Source organism: Cryobacterium cryoconiti, assembly GCF_004403065.1.
Classification (GTDB): domain Bacteria; phylum Actinomycetota; class Actinomycetes; order Actinomycetales; family Microbacteriaceae; genus Cryobacterium; species Cryobacterium cryoconiti.
The window spans coordinates 164,341-178,655 of the sequence record NZ_SOHA01000001.1; the positions used below are offsets into that span (position 1 = coordinate 164,341).

10 protein-coding genes and 1 pseudogene are annotated in these 14,315 nt (G+C 69.1%); 5 read left to right on the forward strand and 6 right to left on the reverse strand.

The genetic code is table 11. From position 1 onward, the window contains the following. Positions 1 to 117 precede the first annotated feature (117 nt). Positions 118 to 3,756, forward strand: coding sequence for a methionine synthase (metH, locus tag E3T49_RS00760; RefSeq protein ID WP_134422522.1), 3,639 nt, complete (start codon positions 118 to 120; stop codon positions 3,754 to 3,756). Here the strand turns inward: metH and E3T49_RS00765 are convergent. The 3 genes from E3T49_RS00765 to E3T49_RS00775 are packed head-to-tail and all read right to left on the reverse strand — an operon-like array spanning position 3,644 to position 7,079. Then, positions 3,644 to 4,534 carry an ECF transporter S component gene (locus E3T49_RS00765; RefSeq protein WP_134422524.1) on the reverse strand — a complete coding sequence of 297 codons (891 nt, stop codon included), beginning with the start codon at positions 4,532 to 4,534 and terminating at the stop codon, positions 3,644 to 3,646. The two genes, metH and E3T49_RS00765, sit on opposite strands and share 113 nt — an antisense overlap. Then, positions 4,531 to 6,546, reverse strand: a complete 2,016-nt coding sequence (locus E3T49_RS00770; RefSeq protein ID WP_134422526.1) for an ATP-binding cassette domain-containing protein — start codon at positions 6,544 to 6,546, stop codon at positions 4,531 to 4,533. The genes E3T49_RS00765 and E3T49_RS00770 overlap by 4 nt, the downstream gene beginning before the upstream one ends. Beyond that, the gene (locus E3T49_RS00775) at positions 6,546 to 7,079 is read right to left on the reverse strand and encodes a hypothetical protein (protein ID WP_134422528.1); all 534 of its coding nucleotides are present in this window, start codon (positions 7,077 to 7,079) and stop codon (positions 6,546 to 6,548) included. The genes E3T49_RS00770 and E3T49_RS00775 overlap by 1 nt, the downstream gene beginning before the upstream one ends. Positions 7,080 to 7,250: 171 nt before the next feature. On the opposite strand from E3T49_RS00775, the gene E3T49_RS00780 reads away from it, so the two are divergent. After that, complete coding sequence (locus E3T49_RS00780) at positions 7,251 to 8,492, forward strand: alkaline phosphatase PhoX (RefSeq protein WP_134422530.1); 1,242 nt, start codon at positions 7,251 to 7,253, stop codon at positions 8,490 to 8,492. A gap of 17 nt (positions 8,493 to 8,509) precedes the next feature. Here the strand turns inward: E3T49_RS00780 and cls are convergent, their stop codons facing one another. After that, positions 8,510 to 9,979 carry a cardiolipin synthase gene (gene cls, locus E3T49_RS00785; protein ID WP_134422532.1) on the reverse strand — a complete coding sequence of 490 codons (1,470 nt, stop codon included), beginning with the start codon at positions 9,977 to 9,979 and terminating at the stop codon, positions 8,510 to 8,512. A 79-nt stretch (positions 9,980 to 10,058) separates the two neighbouring features. Beyond that, entirely contained in the window at positions 10,059 to 10,526 is a 468-nt protein-coding gene (locus E3T49_RS00790; RefSeq protein ID WP_134422534.1) for an Lrp/AsnC family transcriptional regulator, read from the reverse strand. Positions 10,527 to 10,651: 125 nt separating this feature from the next. On the opposite strand from E3T49_RS00790, the gene E3T49_RS00795 reads away from it, so the two are divergent. Further along, positions 10,652 to 11,683, forward strand: a complete 1,032-nt coding sequence (locus E3T49_RS00795; protein ID WP_134422536.1) for an ornithine cyclodeaminase — start codon at positions 10,652 to 10,654, stop codon at positions 11,681 to 11,683. Between the two features lie 5 nt (positions 11,684 to 11,688). Next, positions 11,689 to 12,531: pseudogene (gene ctlX / locus E3T49_RS00800) on the forward strand (citrulline utilization hydrolase CtlX); the annotation flags it as partial. 30 nt (positions 12,532 to 12,561) lie between these two features. Here ctlX and E3T49_RS16450 read toward each other — a convergent pair. After that, positions 12,562 to 13,416 carry an alpha/beta fold hydrolase gene (locus E3T49_RS16450; RefSeq protein WP_134422540.1) on the reverse strand — a complete coding sequence of 285 codons (855 nt, stop codon included), beginning with the start codon at positions 13,414 to 13,416 and terminating at the stop codon, positions 12,562 to 12,564. A 296-nt stretch (positions 13,417 to 13,712) separates the two neighbouring features. Between E3T49_RS16450 and E3T49_RS16035 the strand changes: the two genes are divergently transcribed. Continuing rightward, on the forward strand, positions 13,713 to 14,315 hold a 603-nt coding region (locus tag E3T49_RS16035), incomplete at its 3' end, for a hypothetical protein (RefSeq protein ID WP_420898518.1).

Here is a 14,315-nt window from a genome sequence, read left to right on the forward strand (position 1 = left end):
CCGGAAGACAGATGGATTTCCGCGATCGTCCGGGGGGAGTGTGCCCGAGGCCCTGAGGCGGAAGAAGCCCGGCGTAACACGGGAAAGGCCCGCCCGCCACGCCTCTAAACTGGCCGGATGACGCAACCCCGTGCCCACGACGCCCTGCTCCCCGACGCCGCCGCACCGGGCTTCGCGAACGCCGAGCGACCGGTCCGGGCCCAGGCCCTGCTCGACGCGCTCGCCGAGCGGGTCGTCATCGCCGACGGCGCCATGGGCACCATGCTGCAGGAGCACAACCCCAGCCTCGACGACTATCAGCAGCTCGAGGGCTGCAACGAGATCCTGAACGTCACCCGGCCCGACATGATCGAGGCCATCCACGACGCCTACCTCGACACCGGTATCGACGCGGTGGAGAGCAACACGTTCGGTGCGAACTGGTCGAACCTCTCCGACTACGACATCGAAGACCGCATCGAAGAGCTCGCCCGCCTGGGGGCGGAGATCGCCCGCCGGAGCGTGGAGGCCTTCGAGGCCCGCGACGGCCGGATGCGCTGGGTACTCGGCTCGATGGGGCCGGGCACGAAACTGCCCAGCCTCGGCCACACCACCTACGCCCACCTCAAGGCGACGTTCGCCGAGCAGGCACGCGGACTCATCCGCGGCGGCGCCGACGCCTTCCTGATCGAGACCTCCCAGGACCTGCTGCAGACCAAGTCCGCGGTGAACGGGTGCAAGCAGGCGATCGCGGAGACGGGCATCCGTCTGCCGATCTTCACCCTGGTCACGGTCGAAACCACCGGCACCATGCTGATGGGCAGCGAGATCGGCGCGGCGCTCACGGCCCTCGAGCCGCTCGGCATCGACGCGATCGGCCTCAACTGCGCGACCGGACCGACCGAGATGAGTGAGCACCTCCGCCATCTCTCCACGTACTCGCACGTGCCCGTCATGTGCATGCCGAATGCCGGCCTGCCGCAGTTGACCGCCACCGGGGCGAGCTACCCGCTCACCCCCGACCAGCTGGCCACGGCGCACGAACAGTTCGTCAAGGAGTTCGGCCTGGGTCTGGTCGGCGGATGCTGCGGCACCACCCCCGCGCACATGCAGGCGGTCGTCGACCGGCTGCGGGGCACGCCCGTGCGCGCCCGCCGCATCGAGGAGGATCCCGGCGTCGCCAGCCTCTACCAGCACGTCAGCTTCGACCAGGACGCTGCGTTCCTGGCGATCGGGGAACGCACCAACGCCAACGGGTCCCGGGCCTTCCGCGACGCCATGCTCGAGGAACGCTGGGACGACTGCGTCGACATCGCCCGCGCCCAGGTGCGCGACGGCGCCCACCTGCTCGACGTCTGCATCGACTACGTCGGGCGGGACGGCGTCGCCGACATCCGCGAGGTGGTGTCCCGGCTCGCCAGCGCCTCCACCCTGCCGCTCGTGGTCGACTCGACCGAGCCCGCGGTGCTGCAGGCCGGCATGGAGCTCATCGGCGGCCGCCCGGTCGTCAACTCCGTCAACTTCGAGGACGGCGAGGGCCCGGGCTCCCGCTTCGGCCGGATCATGCCGCTGGTCACGGAGCACGGCGCGGCCGTGATCGCGCTGACCATCGACGAGGAGGGCCAGGCCCGCACCGCGGAGCACAAGGTGCGCATCGCCACCCGGCTGGTCGAGACCCTGGTGAACGAGTGGGGCATGCGGGTCGAGGACATCATCGTCGACGCCCTCACCTTCCCGATCGCCACCGGTCAGGAGGAGACCCGCCGGGACGGGATCGAGACCATCGAGGCGATCCGCCGGATCAAGGCCCTCTACCCGGGCATCCACACCACCCTCGGTGTCTCGAATGTGTCCTTCGGCCTGAATCCCGCTGCCCGGTCGGTGCTCAACTCGGTGTTCCTGCACGAGGCCACCGAGGCCGGGCTCGACTCCGCCATCGTCAACTCGGCCAAGATCGTGCCGCTGGCGTCGGTGCCGGACGACCGGCGCAAGGTGGCTCTCGACCTGGTCTGGGACAAGCGCGAATACGACGCCGAGGGCAACCTGAGCTACGACCCCCTGGCGGCCCTGCTCGACCTGTTCGCCGGGGTCGACTCGGCCGCGCTGAAAGACGAGCGCGCCGCCGAGCTCGCGGCCCTGCCGGTGGGCGAGCGCCTCGAACGCCGCATCATCGACGGTGAGGCCAAAGGGCTCGAGGGTGACCTCGACCTGGCGCGGGCCGGCGGGCAGAGCGCCCTCGACATCGTCAACGTGCACCTCCTCGCCGGCATGCAGGTGGTGGGCGCGCGCTTCGGCAGCGGCGAGATGCAGCTGCCGTTCGTGCTGCAGTCGGCCGAGGTGATGAAGACCGCGGTCGCGCTGCTCGAACCCCACATGGAGAAGTCCGCGGCGGCCGGCAAGGGCACCATGGTGCTGGCCACGGTGCGCGGCGACGTGCATGACATCGGCAAGAACCTGGTCGACATCATCCTGACCAACAACGGCTACGACGTGATCAACATCGGCATCAAGAAGACGATCACCGAGATCATCCAGGCGGCCGAGGAGCACAATGCCGATGTGATCGGCATGAGCGGGCTGCTCGTCAAGTCCACCGTGGTGATGAAGGAGAACCTGCTCGAACTGAACACCCGCGGACTGGCCGAAAAGTGGCCGGTGATCCTCGGCGGGGCCGCCCTCACCCGGGCCTACGTCGAGGAGGACCTCGCCGAGCTGTTCGAGGGCACCGTGCGCTACGCGCGGGACGCCTTCGAGGGGCTGGCCCTGATGGAGCCGCTGGTCGCCGTCGCACGCGGCGCCGACCCGGCATCCGTGGGTCTGCCGCCGCTCAAGAAACGCATCCACAAGCGCAGCCTGCTCACCGTCACCGAGCCGGAGGCCATGCCGGCCCGCTCCGATGTCGTCGCCGACAACCCCGTGCCCGTTTCGCCGTTCTGGGGCACCCGCATCGTCAAGGGGATCGCGCTGGCCGAGTATTCCGCGTTCCTCGACGAGCGGGCCACCTTCATGGGGCAGTGGGGTCTGAAGCCCAGCCGGGGGGAGGACGGCGCGAGCTACCAGCACCTGGTCGATACCGAGGGTCGCCCCCGGCTGCGCTACTGGCTCGACCGCATCCTGGCCGAGGGCATCCTCGACGCCTCCGTCGCCTACGGCTACTTCCCCGCCTACAGCGAGGGAGACGACCTGGTCGTGCTGCACCATGGCGACGACCCGTCCGGCGTGCTGGGTGTGCCCGGCCTGCTCGCCCCCGACGGCGGGTCGGGCGCAACCGTGGGCAGCGAGCGCCTGCGCTTCTCCTTCCCCCGGCAGCGCCGGGACCGGCACCTGTGCCTGGCCGACTTCGTGCGGCCACGAGACTCCGGCCAGACGGATGTCGTCGCCCTCCAGCTGGTCACGGCCGGCGCGAATGTCGACACCGTCACCGCGAAGCTCTTCGCCGAGAACAAGTACCGCGACTACATGGAGCTCAACGGCCTGACCATGCAGCTGACCGAGGCCCTCGCCGAATACTGGCACTCCCGGGTGCGAGGCGAGCTCGGCCTGGGTGCGGAGGACTCGGCCGAACTGGCCGGCATGTTCAAGCTCGAATACCGCGGTGCCCGCTTCTCCCTGGGCTACCCGGCCTGCCCCGAGATGGAGGACCGCCGCAAGGTGGTCGAACTGCTCAGGCCCGAGCGGATGGGCGTGGTCCTGTCGGAGGAGCTGCAGCTGCACCCGGAACAGTCGACGGATGCGTTCGTGTTCCACCACCCGGAAGCGAAGTACTTCTCGGTGTAGCCGCTCGGGCGGGCCTGCCCGGCCTGCCCAGCTTCGCCCGGCGCAGCGCGGCGAGGGCGGCCGGGCCCACCAGCAGGATCCCGACCGTGGTAGTCACGGCGCGCACGGTGTCCCAGGTGAGGGTCGAGGTCACCAGGGTGTACAGGGCGAAGGATGCGACGTTCTCGCCGAGCGGGGCATCCGCCGCATAGGACACGTCGGTTCCCGTGCCCACGGCGAACGGCCAGAACCAGAGGTTCATCACCAGGCCGAACAGGTAGGACGCGGCCACACCGTAGGCCACCAGCGCCGCGATCTCCAGACGCGGACGACGGATGCGCGGCAGCAGCGCCGCCCCGGCCCCCACCCAGCCGCAGGCGAACATCTGGAACGGCGTCCACGGGCCGAACCCGCCCCACAGCACCGAGGACACCGCGATGGTGAGCAGGCCGAGCAGGAACCCGAAGCGGGCGCCGTAGGCGCGCCCGGCCAGGATCAGCAGGATGAACACGGCCTCGACGCCGCCCACCCCCATGCCCGCGATCCGTACCGCCGCACCCACCGCGGAGAGCACGCCGAGCAGGGCAACGGTCTTGGCCGTGTACATCTCCCGGTCGAGGGTGAGGGCGAGGGCGACGAGCAGGGCCGGAACGAGTGCGAAGGCCACGATCGGGGCCGCGGCCTGGGCGTGCTCCGGCAGGGCCGCGGCGAAGAGCGGCCACGCGAAGCCCGCGGCGGCGAGGAGGCTGCCGCCGCCGAGCACCCAGCCCGTCCAGCCTGTCTCGCGGGGGCGCCTCACGGTCGCACCGGTTCCGGTTCGGCGAGCAGCCCGGCGGCCATGACGACCGTCCGGGTTGCCAGGCACCGGGCGAAGTCCCGGTCGTGGGTGGCGAACAGTACCGCGCTGGTGTCACTGGAGGCGCGGAGCAGCGCGGCGGCCACGAGCACCCGGGCCTCCGGATCGAGTCCGCGTGTGGGTTCGTCCACCAGCAGCAACCGCGGCTCGGCCGCCAGCTGGATGGCCATGACCAGGCAGAGGCGTTCTCCGGCCGACAGGTCCCGCGGGTGCCGCCGCATCAGTCGCGCCGCCTCCGTGACGGAGCCCAGCCCGAGCAGGTTCGCGAACCGGGCCGCGGTGCCGGCACCGGCCGCGGGCCGCTGCCGGCGGTCGGCCCGGCGGCATTCTTCGGCCACCGTGACGGCGAAGAGCAGATCGTCGAAATTCTCCGGAACCAGGGCCACGGCGGTTCGCCGATCCCGCCGGCGCATCGCGGCCACGTCCCGCCCGGCGACTATCACGCTCCCGGGGTTCGACGGCAGAGCGATCGCCCGCAGCAGGCTGCTCTTGCCGGCGCCGTTCCGCCCCTCGAGCGCCACCAGGTCGCCGGCCCAGAGCTCCAGCGAGACGTCGTCGACCGCCCGCTCGCTCCCGTGCAGCACCGTGAGGTGACGGATGCCGGCGAGCCGTTCCGCAGGCCCGGTGGCGGTCGCCCTCGACCGCGTCCTCGATACCTCCGTCGACTGCGCCGTCGCTGCCGACGCCTGCGCGGTCTCTGCTGAGACCAGCGCACTCGGCCGTTCCCCGGGACCGAGCGCGTGCACGCGCGCGCCGCGCACCTCCAGCCAGGCATCCGCCGCGCTCTCCCACTCTCGGGTGTTGTGCTCCGCGACCACGACGCAGACCCGGGCCTCGTGGGCCAGGCGTTCGAGCACCTGCACCACGCGCTCCCGGGCCGGGGTGTCCAGATCGGCCAGCGGCTCGTCCACGAGCAGCAGGATCGGCCGGTTGATCAGGGCGGCGCCGATGGCCACCAGACTGGCCTCGCCGGCCGAGAGCGCGTCGATACCCCGGGCGAGCAGGTGCTCGATCTGCAGCCGCTCGGCCACCTCGCGCACCCGCTGTTCCACGATCACGGCGGCGACTCCGCGCACCGCGAGGGCGAAGCCGATTTCATCCCGCACGGTTTCGGCCACGAACGAGAGCCGCACGTTCTGGCTGACGAGCCCGACGAAGCCGGCCGTCTCGCGCGGGGGAGTGGCGGCGCGGTCGACGCCGCCCACCACGACCCAGCCGTGCTGGGTGCCGTCGTCGAAATGCTGGAAGAGCCCGCTCAGACTGTGCAGCAGGCTGGTCTTACCCGACCCGGTCGAACCGACGATCACGGTCAGCGTGCCCGGGGCGAGATCGAGGGTGAGACCCGTCAGATGCCAGCCGTGCTCGTTCTCGCCGGGGCCCTCGAAGCCGAGGAAGGCATCCGTCATCACCACGGGCTTCTCGCACTCGGCGGGGGCAGTGCGGTTTGCGGCGAACCCCCGTACCTCCATCGACGCGGCCAGGCAGAGGGCCCGTTCCACGGTCTGCTCGAAGACGGGCACCAGCAGGGCCGGAGCCGAGCGTTCGCCGCGCAGGGCTCCGGCCGTGCGCACGCGGCGCACGGATTCGATCAGTGCGGGAAACGTCGCCCAGGCGATCACGAGCGACCGGGACAGGGCGCGCAGCGGGCCCCGGTCGGCGCCGCGGGCGAAGAGGCGCCGCACGTCGATCAGCGCGTTGAGCAGGCCGAACGTGAGAATCACCAGGGCGAAGGGCAGCGCACTCAATGCTGCGTTGCCGAGGCCGCCGGTGGTGACGGGCCCGAACAGCGCCACGTGGCTGAACGGCCCGCCGAGCGGCAGGCGCGGCAGGTCGACCAGCAGCTGCCCGCCGCCGGATGCCCCGCCGAAGACCACGCGGTACATGACCCGGATGCCCACGAACGCCCCTGCGAGCAACGCCGCCGCGCGCAGGGGAGCGATCCGGAAACGCAGCACTAGTTTCCGGGAGTGGGCGTCTCGGTGCCGGTCGTGAACACGAGTCCGACGGACTGGCCCGGCTCGAGCGCCAGGGTGCCGAGGCCCTCCTGGGCGTACTCCCACTCCGCGTCGGCGGCCGGTTTCACCCAGAGAGCCCAGTAGGCGGCCGCGGCGGGCATGGACTCGCAGGATTCGGTGAACGGGGTCTCGCCCGCCACCTCGATGGTCTCGTCGGCGGCCGGGCGGTCGTTCACGCGGCAGACCACCTGGTCGCCCCACTCCACGGTGCCCTCGGTCGTCACACCGGCGGTCTCCATCACCGTGCTCGCCGCGATGGTCTCAGCTGCGTCGGTGTCGACGCAGTCCGTGATCTCGGGGGCGTCGAGCGCGCCGAAATCGACGACGACGCTCACGCCGGTACAGGAGCCGTCGCCCGGTGCGGCCGTGGCGGAGGCGGTGGGGGTGGTGCCGGTCTCGGGAACAGTGCTGGCGCATCCGCTCAATGCCAGCGCCCCCACGAGAGTCAGGGTGGCGAGTGCAGTCAGCTTCATGCGCTCAACAATAGCGAGCGCCCGGCACCGGCCCGTCACTGTTACGCGCCGCGACGGGGCACCCGGAATTCACCGGGTGGACACCCGCTGGACGCCGTTCGACCATCGCCCGCCAGACGGCCCGATTACGGTCGATGGCGATTCACCCACACCTCACGAAGGAGTTTCGCCTTGCGTAAGAAGATTGCTGTTTTCGCCCTCACCGCCACCGCCACTGCCACGGCAGTCGTCGGTATCGCCCCCGCCGCGCTCGCCGCGAACGGCGCCTTCGATTTCGTGCCGCTCGCCGGTTCCGCCTACAACCTCGGCAGCACCGACTGGACGGTGCCCTATTCGGTTCCGGAGGGCTTCACCCAGACCCTTGTGCAGGACGAGACCGTGCTCGACGTCTACCCCGGTACCGACGACCTGCACGATATGAACACCCAGAACGAGACCGGTCACCAGGCCGGCCGTTACCTGTACAACACCCACGAGGTCGGCTCGAACGGCGCCGTCTCCGTGACCGACCTGAAGACCGGCGCGGTCAGCGTCATCGCGCAGCGCGCGGATTGGAACCGTCTCGACGGCATCCGCTGGACCCCGTGGGGCAGCCTCCTCGTCACGGAGGAGACCGCCGGCGGCAAGGTCTTCGAGCTGTTTTTCGCGAAGAAGGACCCGACCACGGTTGAGCGTATCGAGGAGCGCACCGAACTCGGCGCGCTCCGTCACGAGGGTATCGACGTCGCGGCCAACGGCTCCGTCATCGTCATCGACGAACTCGACGGCGGCTCGATCTTCAGGTTCGTGCCGACCGTCCGCGGCGATCTGTCCTCGGGCCAGCTGCACGCCCTCAAGATCACCGGGTTGACGGATGCCGCACAGACCTGGAACCCGGCCACCGTCACCGAGAAGGTGGGCGCCTTCGAATGGGTCGCCCTCGACCAGGAACAGGTGCGTGTCGACGCAGACGCTGCGGCCAATGCCGTGGGCGCCACCGAGTTCGGTCGTCCGGAGGACGTCGAGATCATCGGCCAGACCCTGTACGTGGCCAACACCTCCGAGGAGCGCGTGATCGCGATCGACCTGAGGAAGCGCACCGTCAGCAGCTTCGTCGAAGCCGGCGTGAACGTGCCGGTGGAGGACAAGGCCGCCGGGATCAGCGGGTTCAACAACCCGGACAACCTCGCCGAGGGACCCGACGGCGCCCTGTGGATCGCGGAAGACAACACCTTCAGTGACATCTACCGGGCCGACAAGGACCGGAACCACGACGGGGCGTCCGACAGCGTCGAACTCTTCGCCTCGCTGACCGACGCCGGCGCGGAGACCACCGGGATCTACTTCGGCAAGAACCCGAAGGAACTGTTCGCCACGGTGCAGCACCCCGACAAGGACCTCGCCGACGGCATCTGGAAGATCACCCGCGACTAGGCACCAGCGCAGGCAGGCTACTGCAGGGCCGAGGTCAGCCGGGCGAGGCCGTCGAACACGGTCGCGCTGCGCGGCTCCCTGTTCCACTCCGCCAGGGTCAGCTCCCGGCTGACCTCCCGGTAGCCTGCCTCGACCTCCCGCATCCGGTCGACGAAGGTTCTTCCGCGCACCATCAGACAGGTTTCGAAGTTGAGGATGAACGAGCGGATGTCCATATTGCTCGACCCGATCACGGCCACATCGTCATCGATCGAGAAGTGCTTGGCGTGCAGAATAAACGGCGCCGGGTACAGCCAGATCCGCACGCCCGCGTTCAGAAGCGCCCCGTAATAGGAGCGCTGGGCGTGGTACACCGACGCCTGGTCGCCGATCTCGGAGACGAAGAGCTGCACGTCGAGTCCCCGCTGGCGCGCCGACGTGATCGCGTACATCATCGCCTCGTCCGGCACGAAATACGGGCTCGTGATGATGATGCGCTCCTGCGCGGAGTACAGCAGCGCGAGGAAGAGGCGCAGGTTGTTCTCGCCCTCGAATCCGGGGCCGCTGGGCACGACCTGGCAGTCCAGGGCGTGCAGTGACGTGTCCCGCCAGACGGTGTCGGCGGGAACGAGCTCGTGCAGGAGCTCGTCGGTTTCGCTGTACCAGTCCGAGAGGAAGATCGCATTGATCCCGCCGACCACGGGCCCGGTCACCCGGGTCACCAGTTCCTGCCATTGCAGCCCGCGCTTGAGGTTCTTCTCCGCGAGATAGCTGCGGTCGATCAGGTTCTGCGAGCCCATGTACGCCACCCGGCCGTCGACGACGACGATCTTGCGGTGGTTGCGCAGGTCCGGGCGCTGGTACTTGCCCTTGAACGGCTGCACGGGCAGCAGGAAGTTCCACGCCACGCCGATCCGGTCGAGTTCGGCAAAGGTCTCCCGGTGGCCGACGGTGCGAATGGATGCCACGTGGTCGAGCAGCACCCGCACCCGGACTCCGCGTTTGACGGCGGCTTCCATGGCCGCGAAGAAGTGCTTCGTGGTGTCGTCGAACGAGACGATGTAGAACTCCACGTGCACGAAGTCCCGCGCGGTGTGGATATCGGCGGCCATCGCCTCGATGGAGGTGTTGTAGTCCCCGATCAGTGTCGCGTGGTTACCTCCGACCATGGGCACGGCGCCCAGATGGCGGTTGAGCTCCACGACCGAGGCGAACCACGGCGGCCAGGAGTCCCGGTCGGCGACGAGGTCCGTGGTCGGAGAGCCCTCGGCGATCATCCGGTTGATCTCCGTCTGCTTCTCCCGGCGTTTCCGGGGCAGCTTGGGGCTGCCCAGGAGCAGGAAGAAGAAGATCCCCACGAAGGGGATGAAGAAGATCGCCAGCAGCCAGGCCATCGCCGCGGTCGGCTTGCGGTCGCGGGGAATGATGATCAGCGCTGCGATACGGATGACCAGGTCGACCAGGAGCAGACTTGATCCGACCAGGATGGTGGTCTCTTGTGGGTTCATGGTCTGCACACTCCCCGTGCCGTGGTCGAAGACGCTGGCATGAATCTAGCGCGGGTGAGGCAGGGCGGCGCGGACGGTGTCAGGACTGCGAGAACCCTCGGGTTCCCGGGAGCTCGTCGGTCGACACCGAGCTGAGCAGCAGGCTGGTCTCGCTGTTGAGCACACCCTCGATGGAGCGCACCTGCCCGAGCAGGCGGTCGAAGTCGGCGAGGGTGTCGGTGCGCAACTCGGCGACGAGGTCCCAGCCGCCGTTGGTCGAGTGCAGGGCCTTCACCTCGGGAAAGCCGCGCAGGGAGTGAATCACCTTGGTGATGGCGCGCCCCTCCACCTCGATCAGGGCGATGGCCCGGATGGAGTTCGGGTCGCGATCCTCCCGGATCCGCACGCCGAATCCCACCACGGTGCCCGAATCGGTCAGGCGTTTCAGTCTGCTGTTGATGGTCGACCGCGTGACGCCGAGGTCGCGGGCGAGGCCGGCCACGGGCTCGCGGCCGTTCACCCGGAGGGCGGACAGCAGGCGGCGGTCGAGGTCGTCGAGGACATACATTGCTCACAGTGTATATAGACGCTGAGCATAATGTGGGATCCTCTACGCAGATTGCGGCAGAAAACGAATGGCGGCTACACATCGCCCATGTCTAGGGTTGGAAGCCTGATCGAGGGGAGTCGCACGTGGTGCGCTTTGTAGACGTAGGAAACATCAACCGCTGGGCCGCCGAGACGGGGGTCGAGCGCATCCTCACCGACATGGTCGAGTACCTGGAGCGGGACTTCCGGCGCTGGCCGATCTTCGACAAGGCGCCGCGCGTGGCCAGTCATTCTCCGCTCGGCGTGATCGAGCTGATGCCCACGAGCGACGGCGTCACCTACGGCTTCAAGTACGTCAACGGACATCCGTCGAACCCGTCGCGGGGCCTGCAGACCGTGACCGCGTTCGGTGTGCTCGCCGACGTGCAGAGCGGCTACCCCACCTTCTGGTCCGAGATGACCGTTCTCACGGCCTTCCGCACCGCCGCGACCTCGGCCATGGTCGCCCGGGCCCTGGCCCGCCCGGACGCCCACACCATGGCCATGATCGGCACGGGCACGCAGTCGGAGTTCCAGGCCCTCGCCTTCCGCGGGCTGCTCGGCATCAACCGGTTGCGGGTCTGGGACACCGATCCCGAGGCCATCGCCAAATTCGTGCGCAACCTGGCTCCGCTCGGTTTCGAGATCGTCGTGGCCACGGGGGCGACGGATGCCGTCACCGGCGCCGACGTGATCACCACCTGCACCGCGGACAAGGCGAACGCCACCGTGCTCACCGACGCCATGGTCGGCCCCGGCGTGCACATCAACGCCATCGGCGGCGATTGCCCGGGCAAGACCGAACTGGACGCGGGCATCCTGCACCGCGCCGACGTCTTCGTGGAATTCACCGCGCAGACCCGGATCGAGGGTGAGATCCAGCAGATGCACCCCGATTTCCCGGTCACCGAGATCTGGCAGGTCCTCCTCGGCGAAGCCGCCGGCCGCACCTCGGCCGAGCAGATCACGGTCTTCGACTCCGTCGGTTTCGCCATCGAGGACTTCTCGGCGCTCCGTTTCCTGCAGGATGCCGTCGATCAGACCCCGTTCTACACGGACATCGACCTGGTCGCCGACCCCGATGACCCGAAGGACCTCTTCGGACTGGTCACCGCCGGCGCGCCCGTTCTCGTCTGACCCTGGTGTCCGTTCAGGCTCCGTCAGCCGTTCTCCTGATCAGGCCCCACTTCTTCACGCCGAACCCGGAGACGGCGCACGACAACGCCTTCCAATCCCGGGATGCCGGGCACGACGCCGCGCTGGTGGCCGAGGCAGCCTACGCCGAGGTGACCGCGGTGGCCGAGAAGCTGGAAGCCCACGGCATCGCCGTGCACCTGTTCGACGACGACGGCCCGGGCCGCCCGGACAGCGTGTTCCCCAACAACTGGATCTCCACCCACGCCGGGGGACACGTGGCGCTCTACCCGATGCACGCGCCGAGTCGGCGCACGGAGCGCCGGGGCGACATCGTCGAAATGCTCAAGCAGCGCTACCGCGTGCAGGACGTCGTCGACTACTCCGGGCTCGAACTCGACGACGTCTTCCTCGAGGGAACCGGTGCGATGGTGCTCGATCATGCGGCGCGCATCGCCTACGTGGCCCGTTCACGACGGGCCGACCCGATCGCGCTCGAACGCTTCTGCACGAACTTCGGCTACGAGCCCATCGTCTTCGCCGCGTCCGATGAGACCGGCACGCCGATCTACCACACCAACGTGATGATGTGCATCGCCACGGACTTCGCCCTGGTCGGGCTCGACCTGATCGAGTCGCCCGCACGGCGCAGTCACGTCGTCGAGCGCCTCGCCGCGCAGGACCGGCAGGTTCTCGAGCTCGACCGCGACCAGATCCGCAACTATGCCGGTAACGCCATCGAACTGCACGGCCGGAACGGACGGATGCTGGCGCTCTCGCGTCGTGCTCTCGCCAGCCTGTCTTCCACTCAGCGACGGATCATCGAACAGAGCTGCACGATCCTGCCGCTCGACGTACCCACGATCGAGCTCGCGGGCGGCTCAGTGCGGTGCATGCTCGCCGGGATCCACCTGGACCGGCGCGGTGCCCGCGCCGCTGGTGCCGGTGCTGCTGCCGCTGTCCCGGCGGAAGAACTCGATCGCCGCCTCCCGGAACGCGCGTGACGTCGGGGCGTTGAAGTGGTTGCGTCCGGGAACCTCGAAGAACTGGCCGTTCGGTGTGGCCGCGGCCAGAGCCCGTGAAGCCTCGAGGATGCTGTCCTTGCTCCCGGTGGCGAAGAGCACCGGCTGCGCGGGGGCGTTCTCGGTGCCGGGCTGGGGGCCGCCACGCATGCCCTCGACCAGGGCCACGAGGGCCGTGAGGTCGTTTCCGGGCAGTGCGCGGGCCATGGTCAGATAGGCGCCGGTGAGACGGTCGTCGACCTCGGTACCGTTCTCGATGTGAGCGCGGGCATCCGTGACTTTGAAACGTTTGAGAGGGTCACCGTCGGGGATGCCGCCGAGCACGGCCCGCGTGATGCGGCCCTCCAACTCGCGGGCGGCCTGCCAGCCCACGCGGGCGCCGAGGGAGTAGCCCGCGTAGCAGACCTCGTCGAGCAGGTAGGCGTCGAGCACCTGCAGGACGTCGTCGACCAGGGCCTCCATCGTGTAGTCGGCGGGGGAGCGGGGCTTGTCGCTCCGCCCATGCCCGCGCTGGTCGATTGCGATCACGTGAAAGCCGGCGCGGATGAGATCCCGGGTCCAGCCGGTGACGTGCCAATTGGTGAGCGCGCTGGAGGCGAAGCCGTGCACGGCGAGCACGGTGGGTGCGGTCGGATCGCCGAACTCGTAGGTGGCCAGGTTGACCGCGTCGGTCGAATACACGAAGCGGTGCGATGGTGCGGTGCGGATTGACATCACCGACCATTGGACCACGAAGTAACGCGCTGCAGGCCCACCCCAGGCGCCCACCGAATAGGCAAAAGGGCAATCCCGCCACCCCGCCCTCTCAGTACTTTGCCAGCTATAAATGAGGATTTATCCAGTAACCGCGTGCAGTGTTGCAACTTCGCCCGGCCGGGACCCCGACCGTGGAACGTCGAACAAGAACCGTGAGCGCAGCCGCACGAGCGATTCGCCCTGTGAAAGTTATGCCAAACTCTGATTCGTCTTCTCGCCACACTGACCCACTCTCCGACCTTTTTCCCAGTTCAATGGGAGATTCTGACGCACCTGCCACCGAGTCGATCGCCATTCTGGGTACCGATATCGGGTTCACTCGCCACCGCGAAACGCACCGGCGGCGCTTACGCAGCCGCCTTCTGATGGCCGGCTCGGTCCTCGCCGTCGGTGCTGTCGTTGTCAGCGGATTCTCCGCCCAATCCGCCGCGCAGGCCGCCGCAGCCGAAGAAAAAGAGCGCCTCGCCGTGACCGCCGTGCTGGCGAAGGCCACCGGGCCTCACCCCGAGCAGGCCGGGAGTCTCGCTGGCGTCGTCCCGGCCCATGCGTCCGCAAGCGCGCGCACCACCCTGGCCGGTGCCGGCGGCGTGATCGCGGCCGCCCAGGGCAAGACGGATGCGACGGCTCTCTCGAGCACCGTCGCCTCACTCAGCGAGTACACGCTCCTGGCCCCCGAGCGGGTCTTCGATCTGGTGGAGCAGGTCAACGCCGAAGCCGAGGTCGTGAAGGCCTCGACCGCGGAGGCCGACCGTGTTGCCGCGGAGCAGGCGGCCGCGGCCGCCGCGAAGGCTGCGGCCGATGCCGCGGCGAAGGCTGCGGCCGATGCCGCGGCCGCCGCCCAGGCGCAGGCTGCGGCT